Source organism: Pseudomonas saxonica (assembly GCF_007858365.1).
GTDB lineage: Bacteria > Pseudomonadota > Gammaproteobacteria > Pseudomonadales > Pseudomonadaceae > Aquipseudomonas > Aquipseudomonas saxonica.
In genome coordinates this window covers 133241-151582 of record NZ_VFIO01000004.1, presented here as the reverse complement: position 1 = coordinate 151582, position 18342 = coordinate 133241, and the positions used below count along the sequence as shown (strand labels likewise).

The window sequence follows — 18342 nt, the reverse complement described above, 5'->3', positions numbered from 1 at the left end:
GAATAATCCCCGGTGGCCGCCATGCGGTTATCGGGATTCCATTCCTGTGGCTGTTTCTGTTCTTCATGCTGCCGTTCTTCATCGTTCTGAAGATCAGCTTTGCAGAAGCGGACGTTGCGATCCCGCCTTACACCGAGATCTACAGCTACGTTGATCAAAAGATTCAGATCCTGCTGAACCTCGGCAATTACGCCTTGTTGGGCGACGATGAGTTGTATATCGCCGCGTATCTGGGCTCATTGAAGATGGCCTTCTTCAGCACGGTGCTATGCCTGCTGATCGGCTTTCCCATGGCCTATGCGATTGCCAATGCGCGTAAAGAGATGCAGACCGTACTGGTGCTGCTGATCATGATGCCGACCTGGACTGCCATTCTGATCCGCGTTTACGCCTGGATGGGCATCCTCAGCAACAACGGCCTGCTCAATGGCTTTTTGATGTCGATGGGCTGGATCAGCGAACCCTTGCAGATCCTCAACACCAATATCGCGGTGTACATCGGTATCGTTTATTCGTACTTGCCGTTCATGATCCTGCCGCTGTACGCCAACTTGGTCAAACACGATCACAGCTTGCTGGAAGCGGCGTCTGACTTGGGTTCGAGCACGTTCAACAGCTTCTGGAAAATCACCGTTCCGCTGTCCAAAAACGGCATCATCGCCGGCTGCATGCTGGTGTTCATTCCGGTCGTGGGCGAGTTCGTGATTCCGGAACTGCTGGGTGGCCCGGAAACGCTGATGATCGGTAAAGTGCTGTGGCAAGAGTTCTTCAACAACCGTGACTGGCCCGTAGCGTCTGCGCTTGCCGTGGTGATGCTGGCAATCCTGATCGTGCCGATCATTCTGTTCAACCGCAGCCAGGCTAAAGAACTGGAGGGCAAGATATGAATCGCTTCCGTTTTTCTAGCTTTATGTTGGTCGCGGGGTTGTTGTTCATCTACCTGCCGATGCTGATTCTGGTGATCTACTCGTTCAACGCCTCCAAGCTGGTAACCGTATGGGGCGGCTGGTCGCTGAAGTGGTACACGGGCCTTCTGGACAATACGCAACTGATGGGCTCAGTGATGCGCTCGCTGGAAATCGCCTTTTACACGGCAATTGCAGCGGTGGCCTTGGGTACGTTGGCAGCCTTTGTGCTGACGCGTATCTCGCACTTCAAGGGCCGTACGTTGTTCGGTGGGCTGGTAACAGCGCCGCTGGTGATGCCTGAAGTGATCACCGGCCTCTCGCTATTGCTGCTGTTCGTGGCCATGGCGCAGTTGATTGGCTGGCCGCAGGAACGCGGTATCGTCACCATCTGGATCGCCCACACCACGTTCTGTGCGGCCTATGTGGCGGTCGTTGTGTCTGCGCGCCTGCGAGAGCTGGACCTGTCGATCGAGGAAGCCGCCATGGACTTGGGCGCCAAGCCCTGGAAAGTGTTCTTCCTGATCACTATCCCGATGATTGCGCCCTCGCTGGCGGCGGGTGCCATGATGTCCTTTGCCTTGTCGCTGGACGATCTGGTACTGGCCAGCTTTGTGTCCGGGCCGGGGTCGACCACCTTGCCGATGGAAGTGTTCTCGGCGGTCCGTCTGGGGGTTAAACCCGAGATCAACGCGGTGGCCAGCTTGATTCTGCTGGCGGTGTCGCTGGTGACCTTCCTGGTGTGGTTCTTCAGCCGCCGTGCAGAAGAACACCGCAAAAAAGCCATCCAGCAAGCCATTGATGAGTCGATGGCCGAGTCCTGGAAGCAACCGGATGCGCGCCGTCCTAAATCGCCCAGCGCGGTTTAAGACGGCTCTCTGAAGACCCCGCTTCCCTTTAACCGGAAGCGGGGTTTTTTATGGCCTTGAACTGGCTCCCCGCTCCCTGCGGTCAGAGCATTTTCTCCAGCCCTACACGTTTACTGAACCACGCATTAAGTCGCCGCCACCAGTTGCCCGGTTCATGGCGCAAGGTGTGCAACTGGCCATTGTCTTCAGTCACCCAGACGATCTTTCCCTGCTCCAGCATCGGCTCATAACTGAGGTCGGGCGCCATGCCCTGCAACGCCAGCTCGCGGGCTTGTGCGGCCAGCTCAGGGCTATCAACCAATACACCGACCTCGGTATTCCACAATCCGGAACGCGGGTCGAAGTTGAATGAGCCGATAAATGACTTTTGCTGATCGAAGATCATGGCTTTGCTGTGCAAGCTGGAGTCACTGCTCATGTTGGTCTTGAACAGATGAGGGCCACTGCCGCTGGTGCTGCCCGGCTGGCGGCGCAGCTCGAACAATTTAACGCCATGTTCCAGTAATGCCTTGCGATACGGGGCATACCCGCCATGCACGGCGGGCACATCGGTGGCTTCCAGTGAGTTGGTCAATAAACGAACATCGACGCCCGCGTCTGACCGGCCCGTGAGGTACACCAGGCCTGTTTCCCCCGGGACAAAATAGGCCGAGACCAGAATCAGTTCTTTGTTCACGGCCGCCAGATCCGGCGCCAGCTGCGTTGTCAGCAATAGATGCGGGTCAGGCTCATCCTTGGCCAAGACCTTGCTTGGAGCGTCCCAAAGCGCCTGATTCCAGGCCCAGATAAGGTCTTTGCGCCACACGTCCAACTGCGGGTTGGTCTCATATGACGCCAGTTGTTGATAGAGCGTAGGGTTGCTCTGTTTCGCCAGTTTCAGCGACGCCTCCAGTACCGCGCGTGCCTGGACCAGTTCCTGGGTTGAAAGGCGGGTCGAAACAAAATCGCCAATGGGTTGGCTCAGGGCGCTGTTCCAGTATTGATCGAAGCTTTGCCCCAATTGCTCGGCCACCGGGCCAACGCCCAGCAAGTCGATGTCGGTGAAATTCAGGTCAGGCTGAGCATCGAAATATTCATCGCCCAAATTGCGCCCGCCGACAATCGCCGCACTGTTGTCGGTCAGCCACAGCTTGTTATGCATGCGCCGGTGTTGGCGTGAAAGGTTGAACAGGCGCCCCACGGCCCGGGTCACGCCAGTGCTGCGGCCCAGTTGCAACGGGTTGAACACGCGAACCTGAATATTGGGATGGGCGGCCAGCGTTGCCAGAATCTCGTCCAGCCCGTCGCTTGCTGTGTCATCGAGCAGTATGCGCACGCGCACGCCACGGTCTGCCGCCTTGAGCAGTTCATCCACCAGCATGCGGGTACTCAAGCCGTCATGAACAATGTAGTACTGCAAATCCAGGCTGCTTTGTGCCCTGCGGATCAGCTCGGCGCGCGCTCGGAATGCTTCGCTGCTGTTGGGCAGCAAGCGAAAACCCGAGCGGCCATTGTAAGCCGCAGCCTGATTCTGAATGGACCGCCCAAAGGATGATGTCGCTGCAGGCGTGGCCTGGCTCGAGTGTCGGGGTTCATCCAAGGTGCTGCATCCCCCCAATAGCAGTGCGAAGAACAGTATGCAGAGTGATTTCAACATGCGATGCCTCGCTCAACTGTCCGCATGTTCAATCACGTCGATCAACAGCGTGCTCGCCGCGGCCCCGACCTTACGCACGGCCTCTTCAACCTCAGGCGTAGGCTTGGCAGCGTAGTTCATCCGCAAGCAGTTACGGTACTTGCCCGAGGCTGAAAAAATGCTGCCCACGGCGATCTGTACACCTTGGTCAAGCAACACGCGGTTGAGGCGTAAACTGTCAAAACCTTCCGGCAGCTCAAGCCACAGCATAAAGCTGCCCTGCGGTCGGCTGGCGCGAGTACCGGCTGGGAAGTAGCGGCTCACCCACCCCAGCATCAGGTCTCTATTGCGCTGATATTGAGTGCGCATTTTGCGCAGATGGGGTTCGAAGTGCCCGTTTTTCAAAAAGTCGGCCACCGCCAGTTGCGGCTGTGGCGCCGTGGAACCGGTGCTGATGTATTTCATGTGCAGCACACGCTCCAGGTAGCGCCCCGGTGCGACCCAGCCCACGCGTAACCCTGGGGCCAGGGTCTTGGAGAACGAGCTGCACAAGAGCACCCGGCCATCGTCGTCGAACGACTTGATGGTGCGCGGGCGTGGGTAGGTGTAGGCCAGCTCTCCATACACATCGTCTTCGATAATGGCCACATCAAAGCGCTGCGCCAGTGTTACGAGCGCCCGTTTGCGTGCCTCGGGCATGATGTAACCCAGCGGGTTATTACAACTTGGGGTGAGCTGTATGGCCTTGATCGGCCATTGCTCCAGCGCCAGTTCCAGAGCCTCAAGGCTGATGCCGGTCAGCGGGTCGGTGGGGATTTCCAGGGCTTTCATGCCCAGCCCTTTGAGGGTCTGCATGGCACCGTGAAAACTGGGCGAGTCCACGGCCACAATATCGCCCGGTTCGCACACCGCCCGAATGCTGCAGGACAGCGCTTCATGACACCCCGTGGTGATCACAAAATCATCGGCACCCAACTGGCAGCCCGAGTCGAGCAGCAAGCGCGCCAATTGCTCGCGCAGGCCCAGCACGCCATACACATTGTCGTAGTACAGCCCTGGAGCGTCCTGACGCCGACAAATCTGCGCCAGGCTGCGTAGCAGTGGTTTCAAGGTTGGCGTGGAGACGTCGGGCATGCCGCGACCTAATTGAATGACGTCCTTTTGTGGCACCGAACGCACCAACTCCAGAACCTGCTCCCACTGAGAAATTTCGACGGGTCGCTGGGCAGGTTTGCCCATGCCCGGCAGTGCCGGCAGCTCACGCTCCATAGGGACAAAGTAGCCCGATTTAGGGCGAGGTGAGGCCAGGCCGTTGTCCTCCAGTAAGCGGTAAGCCTGTTGTACGGTGCTCAAACTCACGCCATATTCGGCGCTCAAGGCGCGCACGGAAGGCAAGCGATCGCCGGGCCGGTAAAAGCCTTGCTCGATGCGCATGCCCAGAAGGTCAGCAAGGTTCACATAAAGTGTCATGGCCGGACTCTATAAGGAATAAGCAGTACAGATGGCGCAAAAACAGAGGATTCAGCGCCTCGGCAGCGGTTTCTGTATGGCTTTAATAACTGCTTGCTGAATCTGTCATGGTTTTTAGCTCAAGGCCATCATGCTGACTCCTACCCGCTGAGTCAAAAGGAGCTGCCTGATGAATGGCTTGAGTGATGTGCGCCTGACGTTGCACGGCCCCCAGTTAGAGGCCGAACACGGGGCCGTGAAGGACGTTTTTCAACCCCGCAGCGCCCCTGCCTGTTTGGGGCGCTGGGGTCTATTTGCACATCGTTTCAAAACGCGCCGTGTCTTGCGCAATCTGGACGCTGATCAACTACGCGACGTTGGATTAAACCAAGAGCAGGCCCGACAAGAAGGCTGCAAGCCGTTTTGGCGTTCATGAACACTTAACGCAGCTCTTTGAGTCGATGCCACAGCATGCCCAGAGCCAACAGGGGTGAGCGCAGGTATTTGCCGCCGGGGAAGGTGATGTGCGGGACTTTTGCAAACAGATCGAAACCAACACTGTGCTGGCCGCTGATCGCTTCGGCCAGTAACTTGCCCGCCAGGTGAGTAGCGTTCACCCCGTGACCCGAATAGGCCTGGGCGTAGTACACGTTGGGCTGATCGTGCAAGCGGCCAATCTGCGGCAAACGGTTGGCGCCGATGCCAATCATGCCGCCCCACTGGTAATCGATTTTGACGTTCGCCAGCTGTGGGAATACTTCGAGCATTTTCGGACGCATGTAAGCGCCAATATCTTGCGGGTCACGGCCCGAGTAATGACACGCGCCACCAAACAGCAAGCGCCGATCCGCGGAAAGCCGGTAGTAATCCAGCGCCACACGCTGATCGCATACGGCCATATTTTGTGGCAACAAGGCGTGGGCTTGGGCTTCACTCAATGGCTCGGTAGCGATGATGTAACTGCCTGCAGGCAGCACTTTGCCACTGAGTTGCGGGTTGAGGTCTTTCAAGTAGGCATTACATCCCAGCACCAGACTTTTCGCCCGTACGGTTCCTGAAGCGGTATGAACCTTCACTTCAGGGCCGTAGTCGATTCGTGTAACGGCGGAGTTCTCGAACAGTTGGACGCCCAGCTGTTGCGCCGCCGCTGCTTCGCCCAACGCCAGATTCAGCGGGTGCAAATGGCCTGAGCCCATGTCGATCAGGCCACCGACATAACGGTCAGACCCCACCACGCTGCGCATCTCACTGGCTTGGAGCAAGCGCGTTGGGTGGCGATAACCCAGGCTGCGCAATTCTTCGGCCTCTTCGGCAAAACCCTCCAGGTCGCTGGGTTTATTGGCCAAGTCGCAATAACCCCAAGTCAGGTCGCAGGCAATATTGAAACGCTCGACGCGCTGGCGAACGATTTCCACCGCCTCCAGGCCCATCAGCTTCATTTGCCGCACGCCTTCCTTGCCGATGACGCCTTCAAACTGTTCAAGGCCGTGGCCGACACCGCGAATAAGTTGACCACCGTTACGACCGCTGGCGCCCCAGCCGATCTTGTGAGCTTCTAGCAGGATGACGCTCATGCCGCGTTCGGCCAGCTCCAGAGCCGTATTGAGCCCAGAAAAGCCGCCGCCCACGACGCAGACATCGGCCACCCACTCGCCTTGCAGCACCGGATGATCAGGCTGCGGCAGGCTGCTGGCGGCGTAGTAAGAAGCGGTGTGCTGGCTGCGCTGAACAGGGGCGTTCATGTGCGTAATCCCGATTAGGTGTGTTTGGAAAATTTTACGGAGCATAAGCCGCGCCCTTCTCATGGAGCAAGAACAGCCAGACGGCGTTGTCCATTACGTGGCTTTTGGGGCAGACTTCGCGGCCTTTTCACATCCGGTGAGCCTTAGATGAGCTGCAACAGTCATAAAATCCGCTTTCTCAGGCAGCAAATTCCGTCATTCGACTGCGTGCCGGGTTGCCATGATTGCTGTGGGCCAGTGACCACCTCATCCGAAGAAATGGCTCGCTTGCCGCGCAAAACGGCGGCAGAGCAAGAAGCCGCTATGGATGAACTGAACTGTGTGCACTTGGGGCCTAACGGCTGCACGGTGTATGAAGAGCGCCCACTGATTTGCCGCCTGTTCGGCACCACCCCGACCTTGCCCTGCCCCAATGGTCGGCGTCCGGTCGAGATGATTCACCCGAGTGCCGAAAAATTGGTGCATGAATACATCGCCAGTACGCGGCAGGTGCTGGTTTAAAAGGCCCCTCACCCTAACCCTCTCCCAAAGGGAGAGGGGACCAAAGGCAAAACAGAGCTGTGCAACACCACAATTGGGGCCTTCTCCTTATTTAAAAATAGGAGGACTAAAGGCAAAAACAGAGCTGTGCAGCACCCCAATTGGGCTCCCTCGCCCTCGGGAGAGGGCTGGGGTGAGGGGGCAGTCAGTCCGCAATCGGCAAGCACAGACTCTCTTTCACTTCCTCCATCACGATATAGCTCTTGGATTCGCGCACATGGGGCAGCTTGAGCAAAATATCGCCCAGCAATTTGCGGTACGAGGCCATCTCGCTGATGCGCGCTTTTACCAGATAGTCGAAATCCCCCGACACCAGATGGCATTCCAGCACATGGGGCAGTTTCAGCACTGCGCGGCGAAACTCATCAAAGGTATCGCCTGACTTGTAATCCAGGCTGATCTCGACAAACACCAACAAGCTGCCCTGCAAATGCTGCGGGTTAAGCCGGGCGTTGTACCCCATGATGATGCCTTCGCGTTCCAGCCTGCGTACCCGCTCTGTGCAAGGTGTGGTCGACAGCCCGACCTTGTCTCCAAGCTCGGTAAACGAGATGCGCCCATCCGCCTGCAAGATGCGCAAAATGTTGCGATCAATCTTGTCCAATTCCCGCTTTGTTTGATGATTTGTACGCATAGGAGATTCTCCTTTGTGAAAAGCGTTTTCGCCGAGAATTGTCGCCAAATATAGCTGCTTATACAGTGAAATCCACTGACCAATGCTTCTTATACTTCGCTCATCTTCGCTTTGAACAATAAACGTCTGCGGCTGGCCGCGATGAGGGAAATAAATATGCGAGTTATGGTATTGGGTGGCGGCGTTATTGGTACTGCCAGCGCCTATTATCTGGCCCGAGCCGGTTTCGAAGTGGTGGTCGTCGACCGTCAGCCAGCCGTTGCCATGGAAACCAGCTTTGCTAACGCCGGCCAGGTGTCTCCTGGCTATGCTTCGCCGTGGGCTGCGCCGGGCGTACCGCTCAAAGCGATCAAGTGGCTACTGGAACGTCATGCGCCTCTGGCGATCAAGGCCACTGCCAATATCGATCAATACCTGTGGATGGCGCAGATGCTGCGCAACTGCACCGCCAGCCGTTATGCCGTTAACAAGGAGCGCATGGTTCGTCTGTCCGAATACAGCCGCGACTGCCTTGATGAGCTGCGTGCTGAAACCGGAATTGCCTACGAGGCGCGCAACCTCGGCACGACGCAGCTGTTTCGAACTCAGGCCCAGCTTGATGGTGCCGCCAAGGACATTGCGGTGCTCAAGGAGTCAGGCGTGCCGTTCGAGCTGCTCGACCGCGCCGGCATTGCCCGGGTTGAACCAGCGCTGGCCAGTGTGACCGACATTCTGGCCGGTGCCCTGCGCTTGCCCAATGACCAGACGGGTGATTGCCAGATGTTCACCACGCGCCTGGCTGAAATGGCCAAAAATCTGGGTGTCGAATTCCGTTTCAGTCAGGACATTCAACGTCTGGACTACGCTGGTGATCGCATCAACGGTGTGATGATCGACGGCAAGCTCGAAACCGCTGACCGCTACGTACTCGCATTGGGCAGCTACTCGCCGCAGATGCTCAAGCCGTTGGGGATCAAGGCGCCGGTATACCCGCTCAAGGGTTATTCGATGACCATCCCTATCACCAACCCAGCGATGGCGCCGACTTCAACAATTCTGGATGAGACCTACAAGGTCGCCATTACCCGTTTCGATAACCGCATCCGCGTCGGCGGCATGGCTGAAATAGCCGGTTTTGACCTGTCGCTTAATCCGCGTCGACGTGAAACGCTGGAGATGATCGTCAACGACCTTTATCCTCAGGGCGGTGATTTGTCTCAAGCCAGCTTCTGGACGGGCTTGCGGCCAACGACACCGGACGGCACGCCGATTGTGGGCGCCACCCCGTTTAAAAACCTGTTCCTGAACACCGGTCATGGCACACTCGGCTGGACCATGGCCTGCGGCTCCGGTCGCTTCCTCGCTGACGTGATGGCCAAAAAGACGCCACAAATCAGCGCTGAAGGCTTAGATATTTCCCGTTACGGAAACCACCAGGAGACTGCAAAACATGGCAATCCAGCGCCAGCTCACCAATGAACGCATGAGCCAGATTGTGGCTCATAACGGGATTGTTTATCTGTCCGGCCAAGTCGGCGATGACATGACCGCCGAGGTTGAACAGCAAACCCGTGAAACCTTGAAAAATATTGAGCATTTGCTGGATCTGGCAGGCACCGACAAAACACGCATTCTTTCAGTGACGATTTATCTGAAAGATATCGATGCCGATTTTGTGGCCATGAACCGTGCGTGGGATCAATGGCTGCCTAAAGGCGTTGCCCCTGCCCGCGCGACCGTTGAAGCCAAACTGTGCGAACCGGAAATTCTGGTTGAATTGTCCGTTATCGCCGCGCTGCCCTAGATCCATCAATGCAGTAAAGAGTCCCTCTTGCGGTGCAGCGCGTGGCTTGCCACGGGCTAGCGCCGCTTTTTTATTCATTAGCCGTTAGAAGTCCGCCGCCATGCGCCCAGCCCGTGCCCTGATCGACCTTCAAGCCCTGCGTCATAACTATCAACTGGCCCGCGAGGTGACAGGAGCCAAGGCGCTCGCTGTGATCAAGGCCGATGCCTATGGTCATGGTGCTGTGCAGTGTGCCCAGGCGCTGGAAGCCGAGGCCGATGGTTTTGCTGTGGCCTGTATCGAAGAAGCGCTGGAGTTGCGGGCGGCGGGCATTCGCGCGCCGGTGCTGCTGCTTGAAGGTTTTTTTGAAGCCGATGAACTGCCATTGATCGTTGAAAACGACTTGTGGTGCGTCGTCCATTCGTTGTGGCAGCTCGACGCTGTTGAACAGGCCTCCCTCAGCAAACCGATTCACGTGTGGTTAAAACTGGACAGCGGCATGCACCGGGTTGGCTTGCATCCAAGCGATTACCAGGCCGCGTATCAGCGCCTGCAAGCCAGCGCCAATGTTTCCAAAATCGTGCTAATGAGCCACTTCGCCCGCGCCGATGAGCTGGACAGCGTGCGCAGCGTCGAACAAGTGGCCATATTTCTCGGCGCCCGCGCTGCTCTGACAGCTGAGATCAGTTTGCGCAACTCGCCTTCCGTGCTGGGTTGGCCGAAGGTGCCGAGTGATTGGGTACGTCCTGGGCTGATGCTCTACGGAACCACGCCCTTTGAAGAGCCACACGCCGTCGCCGCGCGCTTGCAGCCGGTCATGACGCTGGAATCCAAAGTCATTTGCGTGCGTGAGTTACCCGCGGGCGAACCGGTAGGTTATGGCGCGAAATTCATTACCCCGAAACCGATGCGAATTGGTGTGGTGGCGATGGGTTATGCCGACGGTTATCCACGTCAGGCACCCACGGGGACGCCGGTTCTTGTAGACGGTGTCCGTAGCCAGTTGTTGGGCCGCGTCTCGATGGACATGCTGTGCATCGACCTGACCGATGTGCCGCAAGCCGGTCTTGGTTCAACCGTGGAACTGTGGGGTAAAAACATTCTCGCCAGCGAAGTGGCCGCCCAGGCAGACACCATCCCTTACCAGATATTTTGCAACCTGAAACGAGTGCCACGCGTCTATTCCGGGGCCTGAAAGGTTGTATCCAACAGGTGGGGCCAACGGGGCGCACAGGTTTGAAGTCGAAGTGTTGTAAATACTGAACGCTATCGCCATGATGGCGACTTCTCGACCTGAATCTGATCCCTAGGAGGCTCCCGCATTGGACGTCGGTGAACGACTGCAATCCATCCGCAAACTCAAAGGCTTGTCACAGCGTGAACTCGCCAAGCGCGCGGGCGTCACCAACAGCACTATTTCGATGATCGAAAAGAACAGCGTGAGCCCTTCAATAAGCTCCCTGAGAAAAGTGCTGAGTGGCATTCCCATGTCTATGGTCGAGTTTTTTTCCGAAGAGATCCTTCAGGAAAAACCGACACAGATTGTTTACAAAGCCAATGAACTGATCGATATCTCTGATGGCGCCGTGACCATGAAGTTGGTCGGCAAGGCGCATCCGAGTCGCGCGATCGCCTTTCTGAACGAAATTTATCCACCGGGCGCAGATACCGGGGACGAAATGCTGACCCATGAAGGCGAAGAAACCGGCATTTTGGTTGAAGGCCGACTGGAGTTGACCGTAGGTCTTGAGACTTTCGTGCTTGAAGCAGGCGACAGCTATTATTTTGAAAGCGCCAAGCCACATCGTTTTCGTAACCCGTTCGACGTTGCAGCGCGGCTAATCAGCGCAGCCACTCCGGCGAACTTCTAAGAAAAGAGGCGCCCTGCACACGTGTAGAGGCACCCGTTGTTGTATTTCGCCACCGCTAATGCCCCCTTTAAATATAGGGTTGTTTCGCAGTGGCGGGCTAACCGTTATACTTTCGCCGCCTGCAAAACCGTGGTTGTGGGCGTGAATAGCCACCATTGAGGGTGAACGCGTGAACCTGATTATGAAAATGCTGGCCGTACCAGCAGCCGTGTTAGCCCTTTGGGCCGTCACCGCTCAAGCCTCCACCCACGACGACATTGCCAAGCGTCTCGAACCGGTGGGTAAAGTGTGCGTGCAGGGTCAGGAATGCCAAGGGATGGACGTGGCCGTTTCTACCGGAGGTGCTGCTAAATCGGCTGACGACATCATTGCAACCCATTGCACCGCTTGCCACAGCATTGGCTTATTGGGTGCGCCCAAAGTGGGTGATACCGCCGCCTGGAAAGAACGTGCAGACAAGGAAGGCGGGCTAGATGGGCTTTTGGCCAAGGCCATTACCGGGTTGAACGCCATGCCGCCTAAAGGCACCTGTGCTGAATGTTCAGATGCCGAGTTGAAGTCCGCCATTGAGAAGATGTCGGGTTTGAAATAAGCGATCTTGCGCAAAAAAGCCGCTGAAAAGCGGCTTTTTAGTGGGTTTTGTTTGTATTAACGCCAATACCGTTTAAACCAGCCCACCATTGGCCCTCAATACCTGCCCGTTGACCCATGCTGCCGCCGGGCTCACCAGGAACGAGACGATATTGGCAATGTCTTGCGGCTGACCTAAACGCTCCAGAGGCGGCATTTTTGAAAACGCCTCAATTTGTTCTTCGGTCTTGCCGTGCATGAACAATTCAGTCGCCACCGGCCCCGGTGCTACGGCGTTGACGGTGATTTGGCGACCTCGTAATTCTTTGGCAAACACGTGGGTCAGCGACTCTACCGCCGCCTTGCTGGCGATATACACCGCATAACCGGGCAGGTTCATGCCCACCGTACTGCTTGAAAAATTAACAATTCGCCCGCCGCTGTTCAGCCGGGTAGCCGCTTCACGCAAGGTGTTGAAGGTGCCTCGTGTATTGATGTTAAAGGTCTGTTCAAAATCTTCGTCGCTGTAGTGAGCCAAGGGTAGAACCTTGAGCACACCGGCGTTATTAACCAATACATCAACCTTGCCCAGTTGTTGTTCGGTTTCATCAAACAACCGCGCCACGTCTGTGGCTTTGGCCACATCGGCCTGCACCGCAATGGCCTGATGCCCGGCCTCGCGCAATTCGGCCACCAGTGCAGTGGCTTCACTGGCGCTGTTGGCGTAGTTAATGACGACAGCAAAACCTTCTTTGGCCAGTTGTTGGGCAATGACAGCGCCGATACCACGTGAAGCACCCGTGATGAGGGCGACTTTAGGGTTGGATGTACTCATGGCAACACTCCGTAATGTCTTAGGCGTGGGGCTAGGTTTACATGTCAGTTTTCAGGGATAAAGAGGGTGAATTTGATAGCGGTATTCGTAAATTCACAATAATCCCTGTAGGTACTCTGTTGCGGGTCAAGCTGGGTTTGTAGCCGCTGACGAGGAACGAAGGCTGCGATGGGCGGCAAAGCCGCCCTAAAACCTGACGCAACAAGGTGCCTCATTTCGCGACCGCTTCTCGCTCGATCGCAGCCTTCGTCAGCGACTACAAGCGTCTACCAAATTGGATGAAGCTTTGTGGAGCCTCAACCGACGGCTCCTGAGAGTCATCTCATGCATGCGCAGGCGGTGGGTTTTTGTTCTCCTTTATTTTGTACCAGGCCACATACAGCGCTGGCAGGAACAACAGGGTCAGCAAGGTGGCTGAGATGATGCCGCCGATCATGGCGTAGGCCATCGGCCCCCAGAACACGTCCCGAGCGATAGGGATCATGCCCAGGCTGGCGGCCGCTGCAGTCAGCAGAATAGGCCTGCGACGGTGCTGGGTGGCTTGCAGCACGGCGTGCCACGGGTCATAGCCGTCCCGTTCGTATTGGTCGATCTGGGTGACCAGAATCACCGAGTTACGCACGATGATGCCCACCAGCGCCAAGATCCCCAATATCGCCACGAAGCCCATCGGCGTACCGGTGGGCACGAGCGCCAGTACCACACCGATCAGGCCCAGCGGCGCGACACTCACCACGATGAACATTTTCTGCACGCTTTGTAGCTGGATCATCAGGAAAGTGGCCATCAGAAACAGCATCAAGGGCACCACTTTGGCGATAGGGCCTTGGGCTTTGGCGCTTTGTTCGACTGTACCGCCGGTTTGCAGGGTGTAGCCTTGCGGCAGGTTAGCGGCGAACTTATCGACCTCAGGTTTGAGCAGTGCGACCAGATCCGTCGGTTGGATTGAACCGCGCACCGAGGCCTTGAGGGTCAAGGTGGGGATGCGGTCACGGCTCCAGATCAGCGGCTGCTCCAGTTCATAGCGCACGGTGGCAAATGCCAGCAGCGGGATGGAGGTGCCGCTCGGGGTGGTGATCTGTAGGTTAAGCAGGGTTTGCGGGGTGTCGCGTTCATTGCCAATGGCCCGACCGACAATGTTGATCAGGTAGATATCGTCTTTGACCTGGCTCACGGCCGCGCCGCTGACAATACTGTTCATTACGTGCGCAACATCTTCGGACGACAGCCCGAACTGCCGGGCTTTGTCCTGGGCAATGTCGACACGCAGCACCTTGCCCGGTTCGTTCCAGTTAAAGATGGTTTCGCCCACGTTGGGGTTGGCGTCGAGTATCGAGGCCAGATCAAGAGAATACTTGCGCACCAGATCGACATTGCTGCCGCTGACCCGATATTGCAGGGGCTGCCCAACGGGCGGGCCCAATTCGAGTGTGTGCACAAAGCTGCCGACCCCGACGAAATCTTCGCGCAGGCGTTTGTTCAGGCGGTCCATCAGGGCATCGCGGCTTTCAAGCCCGGTGCTGACGATGACCAGTTGGGCGTAGAAGGGGTTTTGCAGTTGCTGGTCCAGTGGCAGATAGAAACGAATCGCCCCTTCGCCGATATAGGAGCTCCACCGCAGGATGTCCGGGTCACCCTTGAGGGTGTCTTCAAAGCGCTGGGTCACTTTGAGGGTTTCTTCAATCGAGGCATTTTGCGGCAGGTTCAGGTCGACCAGTATTTCCGGTCGGTCAGAGGCCGGGAAGAACTGGTTTTGTACAAACGTCATACCGACTATCGACAGCACAAACATCAATACCGTCGCGGCAATGGTCCACCAGCGATTGCGCATGCACCACAACAGGCCGGTGTCGAAGGCCTGGGCCAGACGCCCCGGTTTTTCGGGTTTGGGTTTGACCTTGGCGCTGAGGATATGCACGCCCAGAACGGGGGCGAACAAGACCGCCACCACCCAGGAGACCAACATCGCGACGGCAATCACGGCGAACAGGGTGAAGGTGTATTCACCGGCCGAGCTGTTGTTGAGGCCGATGGGCACAAAGCCGGCCACCGTGACCAAGGTGCCGGTGAGCATCGGAAACGCCGTGGAATGGTAGGCGAATGTCGCAGCCTGTTCCTTGGTTTCGCCCAGTTCGAGCCGCGTGATCATCATTTCTACCGTGATCATCGCGTCGTCCACCAGCAGGCCCAGGGCGATGATCAGTGCCCCCAGCGACACACGCTGCATGGCAATCCCGGTGAACTCCATGAACACGAACACCAGGGCCAGCACCAAGGGAATCGAAATGGCGACCACCAGCCCTGCGCGCAGGCCCAGGCTGATAAAGCTCACGGCCAGTACGATGATCACGGCTTCAAACAGTGCACTGGTAAAGCCGCTCACGGCCACTTCAACCACTTGCGCCTGATCGGACACCATGTGCACGTCCACGCCTACCGGCAGTTCTGCGGTCAGGTCGTTGATGCGTTGTTGCAGTTGTTGGCCGAACTCCTGGATGTTGCCGCCATCGACCATGGCAATGGCCAGCCCGATGGCAGGTTTGCCGTTGTAGTGGAACATCGGCGTGGCCGGGTAGACGTAGCCGCGGCTAATGTCTGCTATGTCGGCCAGTCGATAAAAGCGGTCGTTGACCCGCAGGTTGACCGCCTCAAGGTCGGCCACGCTGTGAAATTGGCCCGAGGTGCGCACTGACATGCGCTCCGGCCCCGCTTCGATAACACCCGCCGGGGTTACGGCATTCTGTGCCTGCAGACTTTCGAGTACCTGTTGCTGATCGAGGCCCAGTGCGGCCAGTTTGCGCGTGGAGAAATCCAGGTAGAAGGTTTCGTCCTGCTCACCGATGGTCATGATCTTGCCGCGATTGGGCACGTCGCGAATACCTGTGCGTACCTTTTCGACGTAATCGCGCAACTGGCGCATGGTAAAGCCATCGCCGGTAAAGGCGAAGATGGTGCCGTACACATCACCGAATTCATCGTCGAACCCAGGGCCTTGAATGCCTTGGGGGAAGTCGCCGCGAATATCGCCGATTTTTTTGCGCACCTCATACCAGATATGCGGAATGGCATCCGCTTTAGTGGTGTCTTTGAGGAACACAAACACTGTCGATTCGCCCGGCCGTGTGTAGCTTTGCACGTAATCGAGCGAATCCAGTTCTTCGAGCTTTTTCTCGATGCGATCAGTGATTTGCAGGCGTGTCTCATCGACCGTAGCGCCCGGCCATTTTGCCTGGATCACCATGGTTTTGATGGCGAAGGAAGGGTCTTCTGCGCGGCCCAGATTGATGTAAGAAAAGATCCCGGCAACGGCGGCCATAAACATCAGATACCAGACAAAAGACTGATGTTTGAGCGCCCACTCGGACAGGTTGAACTTCCCATTCATTGCGCGCTTTCCTTATCGAGTTTGACGGTCTGTCCAGGCTTAAGGCTGTGTACGCCGTAGCTGACCACGTAATCGCCGTCTTTCAGTCCCCCTTCCAGCAGCACGGTTTTTGGACCGCGGCGCAGTATGTTGACGTTCTGCGGGGTAACGGTATAGGTGGTTTTGTCGATGATCCACACGCGGGCGTGACCGTCAGTTTCTTGCACGGCAGTGAGCGGCAATGAGTAGTGTTGGGCAATCGGTGAGCTGACGGTCACACTGACCGAGCTGCCCAAACGAAAGGCTGGCGGCGTTTGATCCAGAGTCAGGCGCGTACGCCGGGTGCGGGTGGCGCTGTCGGCTTGCGGAGCGATTTCTCGCACATGGGCCAGCGTGTTGACGTCAGGGTCGAGCTGACCGGCGACGCGGAACTCGATACCTTTGGGTAGCGCTTCGGCCAACGGCCCCGGTAGATCAATCACGGCTTCCTTGATTTCAGGACGGGCCAGTGTGACCACCGACTCACCGACGCTCACCACTTGCCCGGCCTCGGCCTGCCATTGAGTGATGACGGAGTCATGATCAGCGCGCAGGTTGCAGTAGCTGAGCTCGTCCTTGGCCTGATTGACGGCCGCCTGGGCTTGCTGCACCGAGGCTGCCGTGGTTTTGAGATCTGCTTGCGCCGTGTCCAGTTGCGCCTGAGCGCCCACACCTCGGTCAAACAGCTCTTGCTGGCGGCGGGCGTTGGCTTGGGCGTTGATCAACTGGGCCTGCACTTTAGCCAGATCGCCTTGGGCTGCACGCAACTGATTCTGCTGATCGGTGGGGTCGAGGTTAGCCAGAATATCGCCCTCTTTGACCACCGCCCCGACATCGTAATTACGCCGCACGATGCGGCCCGGCACCCGAAAGCCCAAGGTGCTCTCGTAGCGCGCTTCGATCGTGCCGGCAAAGCGTCCCAGGTTGTCGATGAGCAAGGGGTGCGCCACGACATACAAGGCTGGACGGACAGGCTCAGGCGCTTCTTTTTCAGAGCAGCCCAGCAGTATGGCGGCGAGTGGTAGCAGCCATAACGGGTGGCGGGAAATACGGCTCATAATTGCGTCCCCTGTGCCGGGAGGGGGGCAACTTCGACTTTCATGCCGGGGTGTAACAATTGACCGCCTGCGACCACGACGTTTTCTCCATCCTTGAGGCCCTCGCTGACAATCACGCTGCCAGTCAGGTAGCGACCGACTTTGACGCGCTGGAGCCGCACATTGTTTTGCGCATCGGTAATCCACACGGCAGGTTCGCTGACGTCTTTGGTCAAGGCAGACCACGGCAACTCGATGCTGGGGCTTGGGTGCGGGGTGAGGTTAACGGTCACTATTGAGCCCAAATCCATGCCTTTGGGCAGTGCGTCCAGCTGCACCTTGATTTGCAGGGTGCCACTTTGTGCCGACACCGTTGGGGTGATTTCGCGAATCTGGCCTTTCACGGTAATGGCCGGGTTGCTCAGCAACGTGACCTGCACGGTGGGGTCTTTGGGCGGTTCGATAAACAGCGATTCATACACGTTGAACACCGCGTCGCGGGCGCCATCCCGGGCCAGGGTGTAAATCGGCATGGTGGCTTGCACCACCTGCCCGACTTCGGCCTGACGCGCCGTAATCACCCCCGGCGCCTCCGCTTCCAAATCAGCGTAACTGAGTTGTTCGCGGGCGTTGGCCAGTTGCGCCTGCGCCGCAGCCAACGCGCTTTTTGCACTCAGTTGGGCCGCATTGGCCGCATCGTATTCGCTTTGGCTGGTGTAGCCCTTGGGCAGCAATTTTTGCTGGCGAATAAACGCAGCGCGGGTTTGCACCACTTGGGCTTGTTGCGCATTGACCCCAGCTTGCGCGGTTTCGACCTGGATTTTCAGGTCTTTGGGGTCAAGGCGGGCCAACACCTGATGGGCCTGGACATGGTCGCCCACATCCACCTTGCGTTCGATAATCTTGCCGCCCACGCGAAAGGACAGTTGGGTTTCAACCCGCGCTTGAATATCACCGCTGAGCTGAATGGGGGGCGCAAGCTCGCGGGTGCTCACTTGCTGCACATACACCCGTGGTGCCAGCGGTGCTTGGGGGCCTTCCTTGCTGCACGCTGTCAGGAATACCAACAGGCTCAAGCCCAAAATGCTCGTCTTCAGTGGACCCGCCATG

The 18342-nt window shown here is 57.5% G+C and carries 17 protein-coding genes; 9 read left to right on the top strand and 8 right to left on the bottom strand.

Annotated elements, in window-relative coordinates:
* The first annotated feature begins 5 nt into the window (after nucleotides 1–5).
* Both FJD38_RS13035 and FJD38_RS13030 read left to right on the top strand, forming a co-directional pair.
* Nucleotides 6–887 (top strand): ABC transporter permease subunit, encoded by an 882-nt coding sequence (locus FJD38_RS13035; protein ID WP_199750890.1) that lies wholly within the window; start codon nucleotides 6–8, stop codon nucleotides 885–887.
* Nucleotides 884–1774 carry an ABC transporter permease subunit gene (locus FJD38_RS13030; protein WP_122786189.1) on the top strand — a complete coding sequence of 297 codons (891 nt, stop codon included), beginning with the start codon at nucleotides 884–886 and terminating at the stop codon, nucleotides 1772–1774. The genes FJD38_RS13035 and FJD38_RS13030 overlap by 4 nt, the downstream gene beginning before the upstream one ends.
* An 82-nt stretch (nucleotides 1775–1856) precedes the next feature.
* On the opposite strand, the gene FJD38_RS13025 is transcribed toward FJD38_RS13030, so the two are convergent.
* Complete coding sequence (locus tag FJD38_RS13025; RefSeq protein ID WP_146385666.1) at nucleotides 1857–3410, bottom strand: phospholipase D family protein; 1554 nt, start codon at nucleotides 3408–3410, stop codon at nucleotides 1857–1859.
* A gap of 12 nt (nucleotides 3411–3422) precedes the next feature.
* Nucleotides 3423–4859 carry an aminotransferase-like domain-containing protein gene (locus FJD38_RS13020; protein ID WP_146385664.1) on the bottom strand — a complete coding sequence of 479 codons (1437 nt, stop codon included), beginning with the start codon at nucleotides 4857–4859 and terminating at the stop codon, nucleotides 3423–3425.
* 169 nt (nucleotides 4860–5028) lie between these two features.
* On the opposite strand from FJD38_RS13020, the gene FJD38_RS13015 reads away from it, so the two are divergent.
* Nucleotides 5029–5274, top strand: coding sequence for a DUF1127 domain-containing protein (locus FJD38_RS13015; protein ID WP_146385662.1), 246 nt, complete (start codon nucleotides 5029–5031; stop codon nucleotides 5272–5274).
* Between the two features lie 4 nt (nucleotides 5275–5278).
* On the opposite strand, the gene FJD38_RS13010 is transcribed toward FJD38_RS13015, so the two are convergent.
* Nucleotides 5279–6580 (bottom strand): NAD(P)/FAD-dependent oxidoreductase, encoded by a 1302-nt coding sequence (locus FJD38_RS13010; RefSeq protein ID WP_146385660.1) that lies wholly within the window; start codon nucleotides 6578–6580, stop codon nucleotides 5279–5281.
* Nucleotides 6581–6727: 147 nt separating this feature from the next.
* Between FJD38_RS13010 and FJD38_RS13005 the strand changes: the two genes are divergently transcribed.
* Nucleotides 6728–7081, top strand: coding sequence for a YkgJ family cysteine cluster protein (locus tag FJD38_RS13005; protein WP_016782682.1), 354 nt, complete (start codon nucleotides 6728–6730; stop codon nucleotides 7079–7081).
* 184 nt (nucleotides 7082–7265) lie between these two features.
* Here the strand turns inward: FJD38_RS13005 and FJD38_RS13000 are convergent, their stop codons facing one another.
* Nucleotides 7266–7754, bottom strand: coding sequence for an Lrp/AsnC ligand binding domain-containing protein (locus FJD38_RS13000; RefSeq protein WP_122786194.1), 489 nt, complete (start codon nucleotides 7752–7754; stop codon nucleotides 7266–7268).
* 156 nt (nucleotides 7755–7910) lie between these two features.
* On the opposite strand from FJD38_RS13000, the gene dadA reads away from it, so the two are divergent.
* The 5 genes from dadA to FJD38_RS12975 all read left to right on the top strand — a co-directional run bounded on the left by dadA (nucleotide 7911) and on the right by FJD38_RS12975 (nucleotide 11979).
* A complete protein-coding gene (gene dadA / locus FJD38_RS12995; protein WP_122786195.1) occupies nucleotides 7911–9212 on the top strand; it encodes a D-amino acid dehydrogenase in 1302 nt (433 codons plus the stop codon).
* A complete protein-coding gene (locus tag FJD38_RS12990; RefSeq protein ID WP_146385658.1) occupies nucleotides 9184–9537 on the top strand; it encodes a RidA family protein in 354 nt (117 codons plus the stop codon). Before dadA ends, FJD38_RS12990 begins: the two co-directional genes overlap by 29 nt.
* 100 nt (nucleotides 9538–9637) lie before the next feature.
* Nucleotides 9638–10711, top strand: a complete 1074-nt coding sequence (gene alr / locus FJD38_RS12985; protein WP_146385656.1) for an alanine racemase — start codon at nucleotides 9638–9640, stop codon at nucleotides 10709–10711.
* 127 nt (nucleotides 10712–10838) lie between these two features.
* Nucleotides 10839–11387 (top strand): cupin domain-containing protein, encoded by a 549-nt coding sequence (locus FJD38_RS12980; RefSeq protein WP_122786198.1) that lies wholly within the window; start codon nucleotides 10839–10841, stop codon nucleotides 11385–11387.
* Between the two features lie 169 nt (nucleotides 11388–11556).
* Nucleotides 11557–11979, top strand: a complete 423-nt coding sequence (locus FJD38_RS12975) for a c-type cytochrome (protein WP_208727516.1) — start codon at nucleotides 11557–11559, stop codon at nucleotides 11977–11979.
* 72 nt (nucleotides 11980–12051) lie between these two features.
* Here the strand turns inward: FJD38_RS12975 and FJD38_RS12970 are convergent, their stop codons facing one another.
* The 4 genes from FJD38_RS12970 to FJD38_RS12955 form a co-directional block, all read right to left on the bottom strand.
* Entirely contained in the window at nucleotides 12052–12792 is a 741-nt protein-coding gene (locus FJD38_RS12970; RefSeq protein ID WP_146385654.1) for an SDR family oxidoreductase, read from the bottom strand.
* Nucleotides 12793–13114: 322 nt separating this feature from the next.
* A complete protein-coding gene (locus FJD38_RS12965; RefSeq protein ID WP_122786200.1) occupies nucleotides 13115–16177 on the bottom strand; it encodes an efflux RND transporter permease subunit in 3063 nt (1020 codons plus the stop codon).
* Nucleotides 16174–17253 carry an efflux RND transporter periplasmic adaptor subunit gene (locus tag FJD38_RS12960; protein WP_122786201.1) on the bottom strand — a complete coding sequence of 360 codons (1080 nt, stop codon included), beginning with the start codon at nucleotides 17251–17253 and terminating at the stop codon, nucleotides 16174–16176. Before FJD38_RS12960 ends, FJD38_RS12965 begins: the two co-directional genes overlap by 4 nt.
* Nucleotides 17250–18341: an efflux RND transporter periplasmic adaptor subunit gene (locus tag FJD38_RS12955; RefSeq protein WP_146385652.1), complete on the bottom strand. Its 1092-nt coding sequence runs from the start codon at nucleotides 18339–18341 to the stop codon at nucleotides 17250–17252. The genes FJD38_RS12960 and FJD38_RS12955 overlap by 4 nt, the downstream gene beginning before the upstream one ends.
* Nucleotide 18342: the final 1 nt, after the last annotated feature.

What these genes read in the sequence shown, in the direction of transcription:
- FJD38_RS13030 (WP_122786189.1), top strand. Translation starts at nt 884, where the DNA reads ATGAATCGCTTCCGTTTTTCTAGCTTTATGTTGGTCGCGGGGTTGTTG.
- FJD38_RS13025 (WP_146385666.1), bottom strand. Translation starts at nt 3,410, where the DNA reads ATGTTGAAATCACTCTGCATACTGTTCTTCGCACTGCTATTGGGGGGA.
- FJD38_RS13020 (WP_146385664.1), bottom strand. Translation starts at nt 4,859, where the DNA reads ATGACACTTTATGTGAACCTTGCTGACCTTCTGGGCATGCGCATCGAG.
- FJD38_RS13015 (WP_146385662.1), top strand. Translation starts at nt 5,029, where the DNA reads ATGAATGGCTTGAGTGATGTGCGCCTGACGTTGCACGGCCCCCAGTTA.
- FJD38_RS13010 (WP_146385660.1), bottom strand. Translation starts at nt 6,580, where the DNA reads ATGAACGCCCCTGTTCAGCGCAGCCAGCACACCGCTTCTTACTACGCC.
- FJD38_RS13005 (WP_016782682.1), top strand. Translation starts at nt 6,728, where the DNA reads ATGAGCTGCAACAGTCATAAAATCCGCTTTCTCAGGCAGCAAATTCCG.
- FJD38_RS13000 (WP_122786194.1), bottom strand. Translation starts at nt 7,754, where the DNA reads ATGCGTACAAATCATCAAACAAAGCGGGAATTGGACAAGATTGATCGC.
- dadA (WP_122786195.1), top strand. Translation starts at nt 7,911, where the DNA reads ATGCGAGTTATGGTATTGGGTGGCGGCGTTATTGGTACTGCCAGCGCC.
- FJD38_RS12990 (WP_146385658.1), top strand. Translation starts at nt 9,184, where the DNA reads ATGGCAATCCAGCGCCAGCTCACCAATGAACGCATGAGCCAGATTGTG.
- alr (WP_146385656.1), top strand. Translation starts at nt 9,638, where the DNA reads ATGCGCCCAGCCCGTGCCCTGATCGACCTTCAAGCCCTGCGTCATAAC.
- FJD38_RS12970 (WP_146385654.1), bottom strand. Translation starts at nt 12,792, where the DNA reads ATGAGTACATCCAACCCTAAAGTCGCCCTCATCACGGGTGCTTCACGT.
- FJD38_RS12965 (WP_122786200.1), bottom strand. Translation starts at nt 16,177, where the DNA reads ATGAATGGGAAGTTCAACCTGTCCGAGTGGGCGCTCAAACATCAGTCT.
- FJD38_RS12960 (WP_122786201.1), bottom strand. Translation starts at nt 17,253, where the DNA reads ATGAGCCGTATTTCCCGCCACCCGTTATGGCTGCTACCACTCGCCGCC.
- FJD38_RS12955 (WP_146385652.1), bottom strand. Translation starts at nt 18,341, where the DNA reads ATGGCGGGTCCACTGAAGACGAGCATTTTGGGCTTGAGCCTGTTGGTA.